Origin of the sequence: Bhargavaea cecembensis (assembly GCF_001619585.1) — a bacterium.
GTDB lineage: Bacteria > Bacillota > Bacilli > Bacillales_A > Planococcaceae > Bhargavaea > Bhargavaea cecembensis_A.
Map to the genome: position 1 here is coordinate 1 of NZ_LQNT01000014.1, position 19822 is coordinate 19822.

The following is a 19822-nucleotide window of genomic DNA, read 5'->3' on the forward strand; positions in this document are numbered from 1 at the left end:
GTTTTGCTGTTCAGTTTTCAAGGTTCATTGTGTTGTTGTCGTTGTTTGACAGCGACCTTACTAATATAACACGCTGCGAAGTTCAAGTCAACAACTTTTTATAACTTTTTTCGTTCTCGCCCGATGCGATGTCCGTATCAGAAGCGCAACGTTGATAACTATACCACCGCAAAATGAAGTGCGCAAGCCCAAAAATCATAGTCGGAATCTTTCATTTCACCGGGCAATTCAGTACAGCATCAACTTCCGGAACAAAATAAAAAACGCCTGCCTTCCCCGCAGGGAAAACAGGCGATCATGATTCAGTCTTTCTTGCGCATCTGCGGGAACAGCAGGACGTCGCGGATCGACGGGGAATCCGTCAGCAGCATGATCAGCCGGTCGATACCGATACCGAGTCCGCCCGTCGGCGGCATGCCGTACTCGAGCGCTTCGATAAAGTCGTCGTCCATCTCATGCGCCTCGTCGTTGCCCTGCTCCTTCTCGACCATCTGTGCCTCGAAGCGCTCGCGCTGGTCAATCGGGTCGTTGAGCTCGGTGAACGCGTTCGCGTGCTCCCGGCGGACGATGAACAGCTCAAAGCGGTCCGTGAACCGCTCGTCGTCCGGGTTCTTTTTCGCAAGCGGGGAAATCTCGACCGGATGACCGAAGACGAATGTCGGCTGGACAAGCTCTTCCTCGACCTTCTGCTCAAAGAACTCATTCAGGACGTGGCCGACTTCCATAGTCGGCTTCACTTCCACTCCATGCTCTTTCGCAAGTGCTTGTGCCTCTTCCTGCGTCATCTGCTTCCAGAAGTCGACGCCTGTGTACTCCTTGACAATGTCCGCCATGTGAACCCGTTTCCAGCCCGGGGACAGGTCAATTTCTTCACCGGCGTAGGTCACTTTCGTCGTGCCGAGCACTTCCTGCGCGGCGTTCGAGATGATATTCTCCGTCAGCTCCATGATGTCTTTGTAGTCGGCATACGCCTCATATAGCTCGAGCATCGTGAATTCCGGGTTGTGGCGGGTCGAGATGCCTTCGTTCCGGAATACGCGGCCGATTTCGTACACCTTTTCCAGTCCGCCGACGATGAGGCGCTTCAGGTGCAGCTCAATCGCGATCCTCATATAGAGTTCCATGTCGAGTGCATTGTGATGCGTAATAAACGGGCGCGCCGCCGCACCGCCCGCAATGCTGTGCAGCATTGGGGTCTCGACTTCCAGATAGCCCTGGCCGTCCAGATAGTGGCGGATCGAGCGGATAATCTTGCTCCGCGTAATGAAGGTCTCTTTGCTTTCCTCTGAAGTGATCAGATCCAGGTAGCGCTGGCGATAGCGCTGTTCGACGTCCTTGAGTCCGTGGAACTTGTCCGGCAGCGGGCGGAGCGCTTTTGTCAGGAACGTGAAGCTGTTTGCCCGGACGGACAGTTCGCCGACCTTCGTGCGGAATACCGCTCCGGTCACGCCAATGATATCTCCGAGGTCCGCTCCCGTGAACAGTTCATAGGCATCTTCGCCGATGTCGTCTTTGCGGACATAGATCTGGATCTGCCCGTCCAGGTCCTGGATATGCGCAAAGCCGGCCTTGCCCTTGCCGCGTTTTGTCATGATCCGGCCGGCGACCGATACCTCGTGAGATTCTGCTTCCAGATCTTCTTTTGTCTTTTCCCCGAAGTCTTCCTTAATGCAGGATGTCAGGTGTGTCCGCTCGAAGCGGGAACCGAACGGATCCAGTCCCTTTTCCCTTATCTCCGTCATTTTCTCGCGTCTGACCACGAGCTGGTCATTTAATTCGTCCAGGTGCGACATGTCTTCCTCTCCTTTGTCAGTCCGTACACAGGTTTACAGTCATGCGTTCATTGTACACAATCCATGCTGTTTCTTCACATATATTTACCCCGAAAGATGTCTCACGCCGTTTCCTCAAAAGAAAAGCCGCCACAAAAGTGGCAGCCCATTCCATCAGACGGCGCTAGCGGCGGCCGGTTGATTCTCCATATCCCTCGCAAAGCCGAGAAGGAGTGTCCTCAGCTCATCCCCGGTCTCCGCCTGGTTGATCCCCTTGCGGATTCCTGCATTTGCCCGGATCCCCTTCAGGTACCATGAGGCATGCTTGCGCATCTCGCGCACCGCGACGTATTCGCCCTTCAGCTTCACGAGGCGGTCGAAGTGCAGCAGGCAGACGTCGATCTTCTCCTTCACGGACGGCATCCCGATCAGCTCTCCTGTTTCGAGGTACTTGACCGTGCGGTAGATCATCCACGGGTCACCGAGGGCAGCCCGGCCGATCATGACACCGTCAACACCCGTCTCATCCAGCATACGACCGGCATCCTGCGGCGTCTCGACGTCACCGTTGCCGATCACCGGAATGTTCACCGCTTCCTTCATCTTACGGATCCAGTTCCAGTCTGCCTTGCCTTCGTACAATTGCACACGCGTCCGGCCATGGACGGCAATTGCCGCTCCGCCGGCCGCTTCGACTGCCTTGGCGTTTTCCACACCGTAGAGATGTTCATCATCCCAGCCTATGCGCATCTTGACGCTGACGGGCTTGTCTACGGCACTCACGACGGCCGACACCATTTCGTGGATCTTGTCCGGGTCGAGCAGCCACTTGGCCCCCGCCTCGCATCGGATAATCTTGTTGACCGGGCAGCCCATATTGATATCGATGATGTCGGCATTCGAATACTGATCGACATATCTTGCCGCCTCGACAAGGTTTTCCTTATCACCGCCGAAGATCTGCAGCGAAAGCGGATATTCGCGCTCGTCGATGTACAGCATCTCCATCGTCTTTTCATTCCGCTGGTTGATGCCTTTGTCGCTGATCATCTCAGCGTACACGAGGCCGGCGCCGAACTCCTTGACGGTCAGCCGGAATGCGGAGTTGCAGACGCCCGCCATCGGAGCGAGGACAACACGGTTGTCCATCGTGATGTCCCCGATCTTGAACGGCTTGCGTGTTTCGTTCATTTCATTCCCTCCTGCCTTGCCCCGATTCCGGGCAGACTGCTATATAGGAAACCGGCTCATTTGCCTTCAAGGAAAGCGGCCGGTCCTTCAATCGATTGATAAAGCCGGATCCCGTCCTCGAGGTCGACTCCTGGGAAGCCCGGAAAGCGGCGCTTAAGCCTGTCCGCGAGTTCCGGATCCACTTCGAGGAGCGGTACGAGAACGAACGCCCGCTCATGCATACGCGGATGCGGGACGGTCAGTTTCTCCGTTTCCATATTTTCATCATTGAACAGCAGAATGTCAAGGTCGCACACCCTCGGCCCCCATCGCACCGTCCTCACACGGCCGATCTCCGCCTCGATACCAAGACACGCATCCAGCAGCTCTTCCGCTCCAAGTGATGTGCGAATCTTGAACACCATGTTGAGGAATGCAGCCTGGTCCTCGTAACCGACAGGATCGGTTTCATAAATGGAAGAAAGGCGGTCCAGCTCCGTGCCGGGGAGGCCGTTTAGCCGGGCAGCCGCTTCTCGCAGATAGTCCTCACGGTCTCCCATATTGGAACCGGCAGACAGATAAGCGGTATTCATGAGAACCGCCCTCTCGTGATGTCCACTTCGACTGCCCGGTAATGACCCGGGATCGGAGGGTCAGGCTTGATGACGCGCACCCGGCATCCCCCGACCTTCTCCCCGAATCCTGTCAGAATCGCCGATGCGATCCGCTCCGCAACCGACTCGATCAGCTTCACGGGCTCCCCTTCAACAATCTCCTTAACGACCGCATAGGCTTCCGCGTAATTCACGGTCTTGTCCAGGTCATCCGTGCGCCCCGCTTCTTCAAGGCTGACGGCAAGGGACAGCGAGACCGTGAAGCGCTGGCCGATTTTCGTTTCTTCCGGCAATGCGCCGTGATAACCGTAAAACTGCATCTCATGCAGATGAATGTAGTCCATCACAAATCTCCTTTATACGCCGACTTGCCGGTGAGCACATCCATCATCCTCGCCATGCGGGTAATTTCCTTCACGTCATGGACACGGATCATATGGCAGCCTTTATCAATACCGTAGCAGACGGTCGCGCCCGTGCCTTCCATACGCTCATCCACCGGAAGGTCCAGAATGTTGCCGATCATGCGTTTGCGGGATGTGGCGAGCAGCACCGGATAGCCCATCGCGACAAGGTCATCCAGGTGCTGCATCATAAGGATGTTCTCATTTGTCGACTTGGCGAAGCCGATGCCCGGGTCCAGCCAGATGTTGCGGTCGCTGACGCCGGCATCTTTTGCGATTTTAATACTTTCTTCAAGATCCGCCTTCGCGTCCGGCCAAAAATCGTGATATTCCGCTTCTTCCCGGTTGTGCATGAGGATCATCGGCACATCCCGATCCGCGGCAATTCCGGCAATGTCCGGTTCGCGTTTTGCCCCCCAGATATCATTGATGATATGTGCACCCGCATCGAGCGCGCCCTTGGCCACTTCCGCCTTGTACGTATCGACCGACAGGCAAATGCCCTCCTCGTCCTTTAGCCGTTCGATCACCGGAACGATCCGGGACAGTTCCTCGTCCACCGAAATGACGGTATGTCCCGGCCGCGTCGACTCGCCGCCGACATCGATGATCTTCGCTCCTTCATCTCTCATCCGGAGCGCCTTGCGGACTGCGTCGTCCGTTCCGTTATGCCGCCCGCCGTCGGAAAAAGAGTCGGGCGTCACATTCAGAATGCCCATGACCACCGTTTCTTTGTTGAAGTCCATAGATGCGCCGCCGATTTGATAGCGGCCATCGCTGCCGTTGAAGCTCATGCTGCCATACCTCCAATTCACTGCGGCTCCGCGCCGCTCTTCTCCTCATCTTACAGCGGACCGGCACCGCTTTTCCATAGGGAAGCCGGGACATCCGGGAAAATGCGCAAAATAAAAAGAGGGCCGGAGCCCTCTTGTCGGTGTTTTGTATGGAGATCAGTCGAACTGATAAAGCGGTGTGCTCAGGTAGCGTTCGCCGTTGGACGGGATAATGGCGACGACCGTCTTGCCCTTGCCGAGCTTTTTGGCCGTTTCAAGCGCCGCATAGATGGCGGCCCCGGACGAAACACCACCGAGGATGCCTTCCTGCCGTGCGGCCTTGCGCGCTGTGTCATAGGCATCCTCGTCGGAGACCTGAATGATTTCATCGTAGATTTCAGTGTTGAGCACCTTCGGCACGAAGCCGGCACCGATTCCCTGGATCTTGTGGGGCCCGGACTGGCCGCCGGAAAGGACCGGAGATTTCTCAGGCTCGACCGCGATGATCTTCACTTCAGGGAAGCGTTCTTTCAGGACGCCGCCCGCACCGGTGATGGTCCCGCCCGTGCCGATGCCGGAAACGAACGCATCCACCCGGTCAAGGGAATCCGCGATTTCCGGGCCTGTCGTCAAACGATGAACTTCAGGGTTCGAGAAGTTCTCGAACTGCTGAGGGAGGAACCAGCCATTCTGCTCGGCCAGTTCATTCGCCTTGGCGATCGCGCCCTTCATGCCGTCCGCGCCAGGTGTGAGCACCAGTTCTGCTCCGTACGCGCGAAGGAGGTTCCGTCGCTCCATGCTCATCGTGTCCGGCATGACAATTACGGTCTTGTAGCCTTTGGCCGCCGCAACCATGGCCAGCCCGATCCCCGTGTTGCCGCTTGTCGGCTCGATGATCGTGCCACCTTCCTGCAGCTTGCCTTCTTTTTCCGCCTGCTCGACCATCGCAAGGGCAATCCGGTCCTTGACGCTGCTGCCCGGGTTGAAGTACTCCAACTTCAGGTAGATGTCTGCATCATTTTCACCCGTCAGGCGGTTCACCTTGACGAGCGGCGTCTGATGGATGAGATCTGTAATCGAATTTCCTACTCTTGTTTTCATCCCGATCACTCCAATCCCTATCATTCTAATAGGCTTTATTTCCTACATGATATCAATGTATGCGCAGAGGTGTCAATCTGTAGAATTCTACATGGTTCCCCATTCCCCTTCTTTGCCGGTGTCACGCTGATCAGAAAGCAGGGCATGACCAAGCACCCAGAAGACCTCCAACAGGTAAAACGGCAAAACAAAAGCACGCCGGCAGGCATGCTTTTTTAAGGTTCTTATTCCTTTCCGTAAATCCATTCCGCCCCGAACTCTTCCCAGAATGCTTCCGGGGTGACGGACTGAGGAAGTTGCTCGATGGCCAGCTCCCTCCGGATCTGGTCTTTGACTTCCTTGAACTTGAACAGGCGGCCTTCGGCGGCGTCGGTCACTTTCAGGAGCGCAACCGTCCCGTCCGCCAGTGCGATTGGGCCGGCGGTCTCACCGGCTTTCATGCCGCTGACGGCCTTGATGATGGCCGGATCGACGTTTTCCGAAGACTCACTGACATAGCCGAGGATCCCGCCGAGGCTTCCCGAGGCACGATCGATCGAACGTTCACGCGCAAGCGCCTCAAAAGACGATCCGTTTTCCAATTCGCCTAGCGCCTTTTCGGCCTCCGACTGATCAGGCAGAATGATGGCCGCTGTCCGATATGACGGCTTCACGTCATACAGCGACTCATTTTCCTCATAATAGTCTTCTACAGCCTCGTCTTCGATGATGATGTCTTTCGTCAGCACCTTTTCGAGAATCAGCTGTGACTTCACCTGCTTGCGGAGCGGCTCTCCTGTCAGTTCCCCGGTGCCTTCGCCGCCTGTGCGAAGCATGGCGATCTCCAGATCGATCTCGTCCTCTGAGACTTTGATGCCGTATTCCCCTGCGGCAGCTTCCATCACTTTCTGATTGACGAGTTCACGGAGCGTTTCACGGCCGACCCGTTCTTCCATGGCCGCCATCCACTCCTCGTGCGTGACGGTCTCCTTCCCGACGGACGCCACCTGTTCCCCTGTGCCGGCGGACATGACACTGCCGCCGTCCTTTGTCAGCCAGAGCGTAAACCAGAGCAGGTTGCCGGCAAGCAGAATTCCGAGGACGGCCAGTACCGGTTTTGTCTTCAGACGGCGCTTTCGTACCGGCTGGTCCGGTTCATTCCTTGTCCTTCTCATCACTTAGAAATCCTCTCAGCTCGTCTTCGGAGAACTGGTACTTTTCAAGGCAGAAGTGGCACTGTGCCTCGGCACCGTGGTCTTCTTCGATCATCTCACGGATCTCCTGGTCTCCGAGCCCTTTGATCGCGCTGCCGAACCGCTCCTTGGAGCAGTCGCATTCGAAAGACACCGGCATCGTGTCGATAAACCGGACATTTTCTGCTCCGAGAACTTCCTGCAGAATCTCCTCAGGTGTCAGGCCGTCTTCGATCTGCCGGGATACAGGACGGGCTTTCGTGATCCTTTCCTCGAGGAGGGTGATGGTTTCATCGGACGCCCCCGGCATGACCTGAATGATGAAGCCTCCTGCAGCCTTGACGGTGTTGTCAGGATTGACAAGTACACCAAGCGCAACCGCGGAAGGCACCTGCTCGGATACAGTCAGGTACTGGGTGAAGTCTTCGGCAATTTCACCTGAAACGATCGGCACCTGCCCTGTAAAGTGGTCGCGGAGACCGAGGTCCTTCACAACGGAAAACATCCCTTCTGTCCCGACAGCGCGGCGGACGTCAAGCTTGCCCTGGCTGTTCAGGTCAAAGTGGACATATGGATCCGATATATATCCGCGGACGTGGCCGTTTGCATCGGCATCCGACAGGATCGCACCCGCAGGGCCGCCCCCTTCGACTTTGACGGTCAGCTTGCCGTCACCTTTCAGCATCGAGCCGAGCATCACCGTGCCTGTCAGCGTCCGGCCGAGTGCGGCAGTTGCCGTCGGCCAGGATTGGTGGCGGCGCTGTGCTTCAGCTGCGGTCTCCGTTGTGCGCGCGCCCATGACGCGGATCGTTTCATTAAAAGCCAGACCTTTCACGATGTAATCAGACATGTGATCCATCTCCTTCATTCATTGGTTGCGGTCGTAAATCAGCTTCAGGCCCTTGAGTGTCAGATGGCCGTCAACGACGTCGATGGCGTCTGTCTCGCTTGCAATCAGCGGCGCAAGCCCGCCTGTCGCGATGACTTTCGGATCTGTGCCCGCCATTTCCTTGATGCGTGCAATCAGGCCCTCCACCTGGCCGACATAGCCGTAGACGATCCCGGCCTGCATGGCAGCGACCGTATTTTTCCCCAGGACATTTTCCGGACGGACGAGTTCCACACGCGGCAGCTTGGATGCACGTTCGAAGAGCGCTTCGGTCGAGATGCCGATTCCCGGTGCGATGACGCCGCCCATGTATTCTTTTTTGTCGTTGATGTAACAGAGCGTTGTTGCAGTGCCGAAATCGACGATGATGAGCGGGGTTCCGTACTCATGGATGCCGGCTACCGCATTGACGATCCGGTCCGCGCCGACTTCTCGCGGGTTTTCATATTTGATGTTCAGACCGGTTTTGACGCCGGGCCCGACGACGAGCGGTGTCAGGCCAAAGTACTTCTCACACATATGCTCAAGCGCAAACATGATCGGCGGCACGACGGATGAGATGATGATGCCCTTGATCGCCTTCATGTCGAGTCCGGCATGGGTGAACAGCGATTTCACCTGCATACCGAACTCGTCTTCCGTCTTTCTGCGGTCAGTGCCCATCCGCCACTGGTATTTCAGCTCGTCCCCTTGGTATACACCAAGGACAATATTTGTATTCCCGGTATCCATTACCAGAATCATGGCCATTCCTCACTTATTCATTCGAGATTGTCCGTAACATCATATCACAACCGCCGCCGGCAAAAAAAGCCGGCACCCCCAAAAGGGGACGCCGGTCTGATTGTCTTATTCGATTCCAGGTCCCTTCCGGTCTTCACGGATCGGGCCTTGAGGTGTCTCGGTGTTTGAGCCTTCTTCCTGCGGGAGGTCTCCCGATGAAGGATCGTACGGTGCACCGGTCGAATCCGGCGTCCCTTCAGTTTCCGGCTCTTCGCCTTCTTCATCAAGCGGCTCCGGAAGCATGCCGTGCTCTTCGAGGTGCTTGATGTCACGTGCGTCGAGCGTTTCTTTCTCAAGAAGCGTGTTCGCAATGAGATCAAGCAGCCCGCGGCGCTCGGTCAGGATCTTCTTTGTCCGTGCATACTGCTCTTTGATCATATCCATCATTTCCTGGTCGATCTCGTAAGCAATCTTGTCGGAGTAGTTCTGCTCCGAGCCGATGTCACGGCCCAGGAAGACGTTGCCTCCCTGGCTCTGGCCATACTGCATCGGGCCGAGCTTGTCACTCATGCCGTACTCGGTGACCATCTGGCGGACAATGCCTGTTGCGCGCTGGAAGTCATTGTGCGCGCCGGTCGAGACTTCGCCGAAGACAATGTCTTCCGCGGCACGGCCGCCGAGGAGACCGGAAACCTTATCAAGCAGTTCCGGCTTGGTCATGAAGTAGCGGTCCTCTTTAGGAAGCATGACCGCATACCCGCCGGCCTGGCCGCGAGGGACGATGGTCACTTTGTGGACCATCTCCGCTTCGTCGAGCGTGAGGCCGATGACCACGTGGCCGGCCTCGTGGAATGCAACGATTTTGCGTTCTTTTTCGGAAATGACGCGACTCTTCTTGGCCGGTCCCGCGATGACCCGGTCCGTCGCCTCGTCGATGTCGGTCATGTCGATCTTCTTCTTGTTGCGGCGGGCCGCGACGAGGGCCGCTTCGTTGAGGAGGTTCTCGAGGTCCGCCCCGGAGAAGCCCGGAGTACGTGCCGCGATGGCCTTCAGGTCGACGGAGTCGGCAAGCGGCTTGTTGCGCGCATGGACTTTCAGTACCGCTTCGCGCCCCTTCACATCCGGGCGGCCGACCGTGATCTGACGGTCGAAACGTCCCGGGCGGAGAAGCGCCGGGTCAAGGATGTCCGGACGGTTTGTTGCAGCGATGATGATGATCCCTTCGTTTTCGCCGAAGCCGTCCATCTCGACGAGAAGCTGGTTCAGCGTCTGTTCACGCTCATCATGGCCGCCGCCGAGACCGGCGCCCCGCTGGCGCCCGACCGCGTCGATTTCATCGATGAAGATGATACACGGCGCGTTTTTCTTCGCGTTTTCGAATAGGTCACGCACACGGGATGCCCCGACACCGACGAACATCTCAACGAAGTCCGAACCGGAGATCGAGAAGAACGGAACGCCGGCTTCTCCGGCAACCGCACGGGCGAGGAGTGTTTTACCGGTACCCGGAGGACCGACAAGGAGAATCCCTTTAGGGATGCGTGCACCGATGTTGTCGAACTTGGAAGGATCCTTCAGGAAGTCAACGACCTCGACCAGTTCAGCTTTTTCTTCATCGGCGCCGGCCACGTCGTTGAACGTGACTTTCTTCTTTTCTTCGCTATACAGCTTGGCTTTGCTCTTGCCGAAGTTCATGACCCGGTTGCCGCCGCCCTGCGCCTGGTTCAGCAGGAAGAAGAAGAGGATGATGATGATGATGAACGGAATGAGCCCTGTCAGGAACTGGACCCAGCCGCTTGATTGAGGTGCAGCCAGGAAGGTGATCTCGGTGTCGGACTGGTCCGCCACGCGATCGATCTCACTCATCAGCTGCTCGTTGTCCGGCGGAATATTGACGACGAAGGTTTCGCCTTCCTTGGCGTCTTTCATCGTTCCCCGGACCTCGTACACCAGCTGGTTAGGCTGGATGGTCGCCTCTTTGATGTCCCCATCGGACAGAGCCGTCAGGAACTCGTTATACGTCAGATTTTTCGTTTGTGTATTCGGGTTATTGAACGAACCAAAGATCCCCATGATTACGAGGAAAATCAGGCCGTACAAGATGGTATACCTTAATATTCGGTTCATCCCGAGCCTCCTCACCATTAAAAGAAAACTATAGTAAATCTTATCACAGGACCCCACCGCCGCCAAAAGAAAAGGCTTTGGCTGGAAATGGTCCGCGGAACACGATCCAAAACCCTAATCTGCCGATTTCCTTCTCGCTCAACCGTCCGCTTGTATCAGAACGAGTAGATCTCTTTCTTCAGGACCCCAATGTACGGCAGGTTCCGGTATTTTTCCGCGTAGTCGAGGCCGTACCCGACGACGAATGCATCCGGAACTTCAAAACCGACCATGTCTGCCTTCAGGTCCACTTTGCGGCCGGTTGGCTTATCCAGCAGCGTGACAATCTTGATGGAGTTCGCTTTCCGGTATTTGAGGAGGTCGATCAGATAGCTGAGCGTCTTGCCGCTGTCGATGATGTCTTCGATGATCAGGACATCGCGTCCCTCGACACTGGTGTTCAGGTCCTTGACGATCTTCACTTCGCCGGAAGAGACGGTCGCATTGCCGTAGCTCGAGACATCCATGAAGTCGATCTCGACATAGCCGTCAAAACGCTTGATGAGGTCGCTCATGAACGGCAGAGCGCCCTTCAGCACACCGATCGCAAGCGGGAACTTTCCTTCGTACTCTTTTGTAAGAGCCGCTCCAAGCTCGGCGATTTTCTCCTGAAGCTCCTCCTCGGAGATGAGAATCTGTTCGATATCGTTTCCAATCATGTGGTTTCCTCCTGTGCGTGGTCCGCGTCATTATCTGCCGCCTGCTCCACGATGAATATGTACGGGCCGCCCTTACGGCCGTCCCGGGTGAATCCCCTGCCGTACCGGGCGCCCGGAACTGCGACAACGCGTCCGTCCGCCGCTGTAACGACAGGCCACGCCGCCCTCAGGCTGCGCGGTATCTTGCCGTCGATGAAAATTCGTGACACTTTCTTCGGTTCGGCCATGTTCGGAAGGAGAATCCGGTCGCCCGCGCGCGGCGGGCGCACCGAGAGCGGCGGAATGGCCGCCTCCTCCCCGAAATACAGCACCTCACGGCCGGGCGCGGGTTCCGGCTCCGGAACCGATTCCCGGTCCGACCAGAACATTCGCATGCCGCTGCCTGCTGCCACCCAGCGGCCGGCGGGCAGCGGCGTTTCCCAGGCATTCCCGGCCGCTTCCTGCCCGGCTTTCCGGAATACGGCCTTTCCGTATTCCCGCTCCAGCCGGAAACCGTCCGGGAGATCGACCGAACCGCTCCCTTCCGTGCGCGTCAGCTGACTGAGTATCAGCGATTCCAGTCGCGCGCCGGAGGGATGCCGGCCCGAAAGGTATAGATAGTCTAATAGTATGGGAATCAGGCGCCTTTGTAAAGCGGAGGGCACGCGGGAGAAGGCCTCTGTCATCACTGTCAATCCGCCCCCGGGAAGGGGTTCCGAAATCTCCTCCCACGCTTCCCGGGCCCGCCCGTCGAGGTAGGCCTCGTCCTCCCTCCTGGCAAGGTCCCACTCGGCGAAACGGCGGGCTGCCCCGGGATTTTCCTCCCGGATCAGCGGAACAATCCGGTGGCGGAACCGGTTTCGTGTATAATCCGGCTTCATATTGCTCGGATCCGTTCTGTAGGGAAGGCCATGTGCTTCCAGGTACTCCATGACTTCCCTTCTTTCACTTAAAAGAAACGGCCGGATGAGAAGTCCTTTTCCGAATTTCCGGGATGCCGGAATGCCCGGGGCCGCATCCGCCGTGCCGCGGGCAAGCCGCATGAGCACGGTCTCCAGCACATCGTCGGCATGGTGAGCCGTCGCAAGCACTCCGTATCCTTCCTGCTCCATGACCTCTCCGAAGTACCGGTACCGCTCCGACCGGCAGACATCCTGGACATTGCCGCCCGCTTTCCTCACAATCTCCCCGACGGGAATCGAAGTTCCATGGAAAGGCACGCCAAGCCCTGCGCACATGGCGCGGACAAAGCGTGCATCTTCCTCAGACTCATCACCGCGGAGCATATGGTCGACGTGTGCCGCTCCGACCGTAAAGCCGCTGCCTTCCGCGAGGCGTTTCAACACATGGAGGAGCGCGACGGAATCAGGGCCGCCCGAACAGGCGACAAGCACGCGCCGGCCTTCCGGAATCCATCCATGCGCCCGGATCAGATCTGCCGCCTGCCTTTCCAGTTCTTCCGCCATCAGCACCCCTCCTCCCGTTTCCTTTCATCTTACCACCGTTTCCTTCCCGGTAACCGTCGAATACGGCGTGAATATTGACCATTTCTGGACCGTATGCTCGATCTTGATGACAATCACCGTCCGGTCGTCCGACGGCAACCGGAATTTTCGGCCCATCTCCTGCATGATATAGTCCGCCATCCCATCTGTCCCAAGGTCTTCGCATCGGGACAGCACCGCGCCCAGCATGGTCTCCTGCTGCTCCGGGGCGACCGACGACGAGAACATGCCGTCAGTCATCATGACAATCACATCGCCGGCTTTCAGGCCATGGCGCTTTGCGTCCACCGAGAAGGACGGCAGGAAGCCGAATGGTACCGCGGCACTCTCAAGCTTGAACAATTTTCCGCCCCGGCTGATGTAGGTCGACATCGAACCGGCCTTGTACGACCAGAGCCGGCCGTCCTGCAGGTCGATCAGCGCCAGGTCGACGGTCGCATACATGTCGTCCCCGCCCTTGAGCGACATGACATAATGAAGCGTGTGCATGGCCGTTTCCGGGTCCATTCTCCGGTTCAGGCATTCCCTCATGAGCCGGATCACCTTGCGGCTTTCCCTGTAGGCCTGTGCATCCGAACCCATGCCGTCCGACAGGATCACCGCGGCAAGCCCGTCATGGAGGTGGAACACTTCGTGGGAGTCGCCGGCGTGGAACGTGCCGTCCTTGGAAGAAGACACGACCGAATAGTCCATCGTGAAGCGGACGGCAGAAACAAACGTCACCTGCAAGTGCGGGAACGGATCCTCAAGAAACACCGACTTTTCCACCTCGAACGGCTCGCCGTACATCTCGTTCAGCACCGGCATGATGAGCCGCTCCGCGACCATGCGCTCCGTCTCCCACTCGCTTTTGCGGTCAGGCAGCGAGCAGACGATTTTGCGTGCGCCTCGCTCCTCCGACAGGATGTCCACTTGGAAATGCGGGATTTCCAGCTTGTGAAGGCGGGCGGACAGCTCTTCTTCATCAGGCCGGAATGTCTTGATCTCTTCTTTCATATTCATCATCATGTCGTTCAGGTGACGGCTCATGTCGCGAAGCTGGAGCGCAAGCATTTTCCGTCCATGGTGAAGCTGATTATTCAGAACGGCCTGGGAATAATCCTCCTCAAGTTCCTGTATCAGGCCCGTGGAGCGTACGCACTTGTACCCGATCCGCTCCTCCATCCGGATTCTCGCCCCCCGCTTCGGCGAGGCCTGGGCCTTCATCCATTCATCGAGGAGCGGCGCAATTCCATCCTCGGGGTCCGCCCAGCATTTTTCATAGCGGAAGCAGGACTGGCAGATCGAAGGCGGCCGGCGCTGTCCCTCGTCTTCCCTGTTGCCGTTGTGATCGCTTACGAGCTGTGACATAAAGTGCGCAAACTGATGGAAATCATGCAGTTGGCCGTCCATCTTCTCCTCGAGCCAGAGCCTACGGCGCTCCGACTGCACGGTGCGGTCCGGATTCACCCGGCTGCGCACAAACGCGAGTGTACGGGACGGGATGCAGAGGAACAGAAGCGTGGCAAGCGCCATCGACATAAAGTGGACATCATCAAGCGGCAAGGTCTCGTCATACATATAGAAGAACACAGATGCAAGCGGTGCGGCTGCGGCGATGCCAAGCTTGCCGGCCTTTGCCGCGATTCCCGCACAGAAGCCGGTCAGTGCATAAAGCGCAATCATTCCGCTGAACTCAAGATCGGACACGCTGACGATCGTCCCGATCACTGTCGCCGCGGCCGTTCCGGCTGCCAGACCCCCGGCTGACACCGAGAACAGAACAGCGAGATGGATCAGCACGGCCGGAAGCGAGAACTGTCCATAGATCATACCGCCCATTCCCGTGATCATGAGCGCGCCGACCAGGAAAGCAGCCCCCGTCCGCTCCGCCGTCCAGCGCTCATGCAGGAATCGGTGTGCCGGCGTGAACACCGCGAACAGGAATACCGCCATAAACGCCGTCAGTAGCGCTTCGCAGGCGATCAGGAACCAGACATCCCCTCCAACCTGACCGCCGTAGGAAGCCGTCTGCCAGAGTGACTGGATCACCAGCACGACCAGCCCGAGCGTCACCGGCACTGATTTCCGGAAAACCCGGAAACGGATGATCGAATGGAACAGCAGGATCTGAAGGATATGGATCGCGATCTGTCCAGGCCCGAGCATCAGGCTGCCGAGCCCACCGCCGATGATGACGAGCGGCAGGTAGTTCCGGTAGCGGATGGCCGCCAGCGCCCATACCGGCAATAGGAAAGGCACCGCCGCCTCAAAAAGCACCGCCCTGGCAAGGAAAAACGACGCAGCCAGGAAAAACAGCGAGAACCCGATCTTCACCTTGCGCCTGGCCACAGCGTCCGCCCAGCGCCTGAATGGCATGCCTGCGTTTTGCCATGCCTCATTCCCCAATAATCTCATGATTCGATTCCCCCTCGTCTTTGAATCAAGTGTCCTGAGTATACCGGGGTGATGTACGGAAGTTTGTCTGTTCCTGGCAACCCGGACGAAGAAACTTTCGACGGAATCAGCCTCTTTTTTGTAATCTTCCGGATACTCGGAAGGTGGCGGGAAAACGGCGAATCGCGCGGCAGGCTTTTTTATGCCCGACAACAAAAAAAGGATTGACACAGGCAGCACGGCTCTGTATGATATGGAAGTGTCGCAAGCACGGCGGTGTAGCTCAGCTGGCTAGAGCGTACGGTTCATACCCGTAAGGTCGGGGGTTCGATCCCCTCCGCCGCCATACGAAAACAGGCCCTCCCCCAATCGGGGAGGGCCTGTTTTTTTGTATCCGGGCGAACCGGTCTGGCTGTTTCATGTGGAACGTTGGCGGAAGATGGCGGGAATGGATGTACTGCCGGAGCTGTTCAGTATTGCCGGCGTCCGCCTCTTCCCGGAATCAAAAAGCGGCCTGACGGAGTGGATCCGTCAGGCCGCTGAAGCGGTCCCGGGCTGTTCCCGGGCATCTATATCAGAGATTTTTTTCGATCGAAGCAGTCAGCAAGTCAGCCTCTTCTCGCACCCCGGCCGCCACGCTTGGATTCCGTCGCGCGCTTAAGGGTGGACAAACGGTCTTCACTGTCCTTCAGGAACCGTGCCATCTTCTGCTCGAAGTTTTCTTTTCCTCCGCGTCCATGGTCGTTGCCGCCGCGATTGCCGCCGCGCGGGCGGTACGGGCGCTCCGGACGCTGAGGACGCTCGGATTCCGGCTTCGCCTTCCGGATCGAAAGGCCGATTTTCCCGTCATTGCCGACATTCATCACTTTAACTTCTACGGTATCGCCGACCTTGAGCAACTCATTGATGTCCTTGACGTAGTGGTCTGCAACCTCACTGATGTGGACCAGGCCAGTCTTCCCGTTAGGCAGCTCAACGAATGCCCCGAAGTTGGTGATTCCTGTTACTTTTCCCTGTACCTTGCTGCCGACTTCAATTGACATAAAAAAAATGCTCCTCCTTAAAGATTAAGCGGGCCGTCACAGACAGCCATGCATACATATTCCGGGTCTTGACAGACCAAGTCCCTTGACCTAATTATAACCAACAATCAAAGAGTGTCAATGAATCGGCCAGATTTCTTGGACGCTGCAGAGTTTAAAAGGTTCCTGTTCCTCTGAATCCCCATTAAAAACAGCAGCGGCTACTCCGGTTTTGCCGGGCCGCTGCTGTCCCCCTTTTAAAATCTCTGTTTATAGAGCCTTCTGCTAAAAAGCTCCTATTGATATCACAGAGCGATTTATAATTGACGGTTTACTCCTCGGAGTCTCCGTCTTTTTTCTCTTTGTCTTTTTTCTCCTCATCCGGGAGCGTGAAGATGATTTCGCCTTCTTCTGAAAGGAGATATTCCTTCCTGGCGAGCTTGGCGATGTATTCCGGGTCATCCAGCTTTTCGAGTTCAAGCTCCAGGGCTGCGCCTTCTTCCTGGAGTTTCTCCAGTTCGGCGAGTGCGGCTTTTTTCTCTTCCTGCTTGGCGGCGATGGCCTGGTTTTTTTCGACGAGCGACCACGTCATCCCCCCGAATATCAGCGCCGCAAGAACGGCGAAGACGGCGAGCCTCCGGTAGAGCCGGATTTTCCGCGCTTTCTTGATCTGTTCCTTGCGTTCCCGGGCCCGGACATATTCGGTCTGGATCGGTGTGACGGGCCCATGACTGTTTGCCTGCCTGTTTTTCTGTTCCATCCTCGGTCCCCCTGCCTGCTTCGGAGCGCATGATTCATCCATTATACCTCATGCGGACCTCTTTTTTAAGGGGTGGCCGGGCAACTTGCGGCGAACTTTTCTTGACAGATTCCCCGCTTTTCTGCGGACCGCCCGGATCGGCTTCCGGAACGGCCGCAGCAGCAGCCGGACCAAGAAGAGGATCAGGCGCAGCGGGATGCCGACAATAAATGTAACTGTCCTCCAGACGAGGCCCAGCAAAAACAGGATTGGCCGGATGACCAGTGCGGCGAGCAGCCTCCCTGCAAAGCGGAACGGCCGGTGGATCACCGATTCGTAGAGCATCACGCCGAGCAGCTGGGCCAGCAGGTCATAAAGCCTCCATTCTCCCGAGCGCACGGCGAACAGGACAGAAAACGCGAACAACCCCAAAAGCGGCCACGCCATCAGCTCGATGGCGGTGCCGGCCCGGGTGCCGCCGCCCGCCGTCCGGATCATGTCGATGACGGCAGCGGCGAGGATGCCTGTCCCGGCCATGGCCAGCAGGCTGAGCAGCTGATGGGAAACGATCATCCGAATAACTTGGTAAGGATATTCCGCGAATGGCCGTCTTCATCTTCATACTGGAGCACTTTCACGGTCCCTTCGAGAGTAAGGAGACCCTTGTCCACGTCGAGGTGGACAATCCGGAGGCCGTCTCCCCGGATCTGGAGCTGTCCCTGCGAGGTGCGTACGATAAACTCTTCCTGGTCGAATCGGTCGATCGCTTTTACCGATGTCAGGTCCATCCTCTTGCGGTTGCGGAGCGATACGTGGTGGTCGCCCGATGGGATCTGGTAGGCGGTGCCCGGATTGTCAGTCTGTTCGATCTGCATCTGTTCGTTCCCCCTTTTCGCTTGTCCTTGTCCGTTCAACGCATTGTATGAGCGGAAGCGGGGAAACATGACCCGGAAGGACAGGCATAAAAATGGCCCGGAGCGCTGGTTGCGTTCCGGGCCATTTTGTGTCAGTCCTCGTCGTCGATGAATTCGGGTTCGACTTTGTCGAGTTTTTCTTCTTTCAGGATGGTGAACATGTTGCCTGCTTCGTCTTTTTTGACGGAATCCTTCAGCATCTCCACCCGGGCGGTGACGAGCTTCTGGCCAAATCGGATGGCGAGTTCGTCGCCCTCTTTGACATCGGTCGATGCCTTGGCCTTTTTGCCGTTCACCATGATACGGCCCTGGTCCGCCACTTCTTTTGCAAGTGTCCTCCTCTTGATGAGGCGGGACACTTTCAGAAATTTATCGAGTCTCACTTACATCCTCTCCAATCGTTTCGCTTCATCCCAGAACGCGTCGAGTTCCTCAAGCGTGTAGTCTTCAAAACGTCCCCGATCTTCACGGACCCGGACCTCGACATGGGAAAAGCGCCTTCTGAACTTGCGGTTGGCGCCGGCCATCGCCTCTTCCGGCGAGACCTTATAATAACGGGCAAGATTGACAAGCGTGAAGAGAACGTCACCGAACTCGTCAGTCCGTTCGCCTTCTCCCCCTTTCTCCGCCGCAAGGCGAAACTCCTGCCATTCCTCTTCAAACTTCTCCCAAGCGCCCTCCGCGTCCGGCCAGGTGAATCCTTGCCTTGCGGCTTCCTTCTGGTAGTTGTAAGACGTGAGGAGGGAGGAAGCGAAGCGCTCCTGCCCGTCCAGGGCCGAGCCGGACGTTTCGCCCTTTTCCTCTTCCTTAATCGCCTGCCAGTTGCTGACCACTGCATCTGCGTCCGCCGCCTCGGCATCGCCGAACACATGCGGGTGCCGGCGGATCATCTTTTCCGCCACCGTCTCCAGCACGTCCTCCATCTGGAAGTAGCCGTCTTCCTCCCCAATCTGCGCATGGAGGAATACCTGGAGGAGCACATCGCCCAGTTCGCCGATGATGGCCTCATCGTCCCCGTCATCAATTGCCTGGACGAGTTCATGCGCTTCCTCGATCATGTATTTCCGGAGTGACTCATGGGTCTGTTCACGGTCCCACGGACAGCCGTCCGGGCTTCTCAGGATGCGGATGATTTCCCGGAAGGCGTCCCATTCCTTCAGCCTGCCTTCAAGCTGAGCGGCAGGCGGCACGTAGACCGTCATCAGATTGCTGGTCTCCACGGTCCGGTCCAACTCGTAAAGCGGAACGGTGACGAGCTTTTCTTCCGGCGAACCGGCGGCCGTCACGATCGTCACCGGATGGTCGTCCGGGTACTTTTCCATGAGCGTCAGCTTCACGTCTGATGCGCTGAATGTGTCATATACCTGTCCGATCAGAACGTGCTGGTTCATCTTCACATCGTCCCGGTGCATCTCCGTACCGTCGAGCAACTGGAAACCGTCGATCGGATCGATCCGGAGCGCGTTGAATACCGGGTCCAGAAAGCTCTGGCCGCCTTCGATCAGCAGCCGGGCCTTCCCATCCCGCTCCGCCTCGACCAGGTGCTGGACAGTCTGTTCCGCAACGAGCGGATGGCCGGGCACGGCGTACAGAACCGGCCCTTCCCCCGCCATCGCCAGGAGCGTGTCCGCGATTTCGCGGTAAACCGGCGGGAAGGTATCATGCTTCGTGTAAACATCATCGAATGTCCGGAATGGGATCCCTTCGGCCTCGAGTTCTGCAATGACGGGATGGTCCGCAGTCCGGACATGGACGAGCCCGGCATTTTTCAGCTTCCGGTAGACGCCAAGCGGCAGCCCGTCGAGGCCTGACGCTCCCAGCCCGATCACGGTGATTTCATTCAT

General features: G+C 57.4%; 19 protein-coding genes and 1 tRNA gene. 1 reads left to right on the forward strand and 19 read right to left on the reverse strand.

Translation table 11 applies throughout. From position 1 onward, the window contains the following. Window positions 1-302 precede the first annotated feature (302 nt). From lysS to AV656_RS15815, 13 genes are all read right to left on the reverse strand, one after another. Window positions 303-1793: a lysine--tRNA ligase gene (lysS, locus tag AV656_RS15755; RefSeq protein WP_063183880.1), complete on the reverse strand. Its 1491-nt coding sequence runs from the start codon at window positions 1791-1793 to the stop codon at window positions 303-305. 153 nt (window positions 1794-1946) lie between these two features. Next, on the reverse strand, window positions 1947-2963 hold the full coding sequence (gene dusB, locus AV656_RS15760; protein ID WP_063183882.1) for a tRNA dihydrouridine synthase DusB: 1017 nt from the start codon (window positions 2961-2963) through the stop codon (window positions 1947-1949). 56 nt (window positions 2964-3019) lie between these two features. After that, window positions 3020-3535 (reverse strand): 2-amino-4-hydroxy-6-hydroxymethyldihydropteridine diphosphokinase, encoded by a 516-nt coding sequence (gene folK / locus AV656_RS15765; RefSeq protein ID WP_063183885.1) that lies wholly within the window; start codon window positions 3533-3535, stop codon window positions 3020-3022. Then, window positions 3532-3900, reverse strand: coding sequence for a dihydroneopterin aldolase (gene folB, locus AV656_RS15770; protein ID WP_063183887.1), 369 nt, complete (start codon window positions 3898-3900; stop codon window positions 3532-3534). The genes folK and folB overlap by 4 nt, the downstream gene beginning before the upstream one ends. Then, on the reverse strand, window positions 3900-4754 hold the full coding sequence (folP, locus tag AV656_RS15775) for a dihydropteroate synthase (RefSeq protein WP_063183890.1): 855 nt from the start codon (window positions 4752-4754) through the stop codon (window positions 3900-3902). Before folP ends, folB begins: the two co-directional genes overlap by 1 nt. Before the next feature lie 156 nt (window positions 4755-4910). Next, on the reverse strand, window positions 4911-5834 hold the full coding sequence (gene cysK / locus AV656_RS15780; RefSeq protein WP_063183892.1) for a cysteine synthase A: 924 nt from the start codon (window positions 5832-5834) through the stop codon (window positions 4911-4913). A gap of 224 nt (window positions 5835-6058) precedes the next feature. Then, window positions 6059-6988: a peptidyl-prolyl cis-trans isomerase gene (locus AV656_RS15785; protein WP_063183894.1), complete on the reverse strand. Its 930-nt coding sequence runs from the start codon at window positions 6986-6988 to the stop codon at window positions 6059-6061. Next, window positions 6969-7856, reverse strand: coding sequence for an Hsp33 family molecular chaperone HslO (gene hslO / locus AV656_RS15790; protein WP_063183896.1), 888 nt, complete (start codon window positions 7854-7856; stop codon window positions 6969-6971). Before hslO ends, AV656_RS15785 begins: the two co-directional genes overlap by 20 nt. Window positions 7857-7874: 18 nt before the next feature. Beyond that, window positions 7875-8639, reverse strand: a complete 765-nt coding sequence (locus AV656_RS15795; RefSeq protein ID WP_063183897.1) for a type III pantothenate kinase — start codon at window positions 8637-8639, stop codon at window positions 7875-7877. 105 nt (window positions 8640-8744) lie between these two features. Then, window positions 8745-10745 (reverse strand): ATP-dependent zinc metalloprotease FtsH, encoded by a 2001-nt coding sequence (ftsH, locus tag AV656_RS15800; protein ID WP_063183899.1) that lies wholly within the window; start codon window positions 10743-10745, stop codon window positions 8745-8747. A gap of 155 nt (window positions 10746-10900) precedes the next feature. Beyond that, on the reverse strand, window positions 10901-11443 hold the full coding sequence (hpt, locus tag AV656_RS15805) for a hypoxanthine phosphoribosyltransferase (RefSeq protein ID WP_063183902.1): 543 nt from the start codon (window positions 11441-11443) through the stop codon (window positions 10901-10903). After that, window positions 11440-12888 (reverse strand): tRNA lysidine(34) synthetase TilS, encoded by a 1449-nt coding sequence (gene tilS, locus AV656_RS15810; protein WP_063183904.1) that lies wholly within the window; start codon window positions 12886-12888, stop codon window positions 11440-11442. The genes hpt and tilS overlap by 4 nt, the downstream gene beginning before the upstream one ends. 24 nt (window positions 12889-12912) lie before the next feature. After that, entirely contained in the window at window positions 12913-15324 is a 2412-nt protein-coding gene (locus AV656_RS15815) for a SpoIIE family protein phosphatase (RefSeq protein WP_063183906.1), read from the reverse strand. Window positions 15325-15575: 251 nt separating this feature from the next. Here AV656_RS15815 and AV656_RS15820 point away from each other — a divergent pair. Then, window positions 15576-15649, forward strand: a tRNA-Met gene (locus AV656_RS15820). Between the two features lie 262 nt (window positions 15650-15911). Here AV656_RS15820 and AV656_RS15830 read toward each other — a convergent pair. The 6 genes from AV656_RS15830 to mazG all read right to left on the reverse strand — a co-directional run bounded on the left by AV656_RS15830 (window position 15912) and on the right by mazG (window position 19822). Beyond that, window positions 15912-16346, reverse strand: coding sequence for a S1 domain-containing RNA-binding protein (locus AV656_RS15830; RefSeq protein WP_063183910.1), 435 nt, complete (start codon window positions 16344-16346; stop codon window positions 15912-15914). Between the two features lie 310 nt (window positions 16347-16656). After that, a complete protein-coding gene (locus tag AV656_RS15835) occupies window positions 16657-17085 on the reverse strand; it encodes an FtsB family cell division protein (RefSeq protein ID WP_063183912.1) in 429 nt (142 codons plus the stop codon). A gap of 48 nt (window positions 17086-17133) precedes the next feature. Next, window positions 17134-17637 (reverse strand): spore cortex biosynthesis protein YabQ, encoded by a 504-nt coding sequence (gene yabQ, locus AV656_RS15840; RefSeq protein WP_063183915.1) that lies wholly within the window; start codon window positions 17635-17637, stop codon window positions 17134-17136. Continuing rightward, complete coding sequence (gene yabP / locus AV656_RS15845) at window positions 17634-17939, reverse strand: sporulation protein YabP (protein ID WP_008301233.1); 306 nt, start codon at window positions 17937-17939, stop codon at window positions 17634-17636. The genes yabQ and yabP overlap by 4 nt, the downstream gene beginning before the upstream one ends. A gap of 131 nt (window positions 17940-18070) precedes the next feature. Then, complete coding sequence (locus tag AV656_RS15850) at window positions 18071-18361, reverse strand: RNA-binding S4 domain-containing protein (protein WP_063183917.1); 291 nt, start codon at window positions 18359-18361, stop codon at window positions 18071-18073. Further along, entirely contained in the window at window positions 18362-19822 is a 1461-nt protein-coding gene (mazG, locus tag AV656_RS15855) for a nucleoside triphosphate pyrophosphohydrolase (RefSeq protein ID WP_063183919.1), read from the reverse strand. It lies immediately after the preceding gene.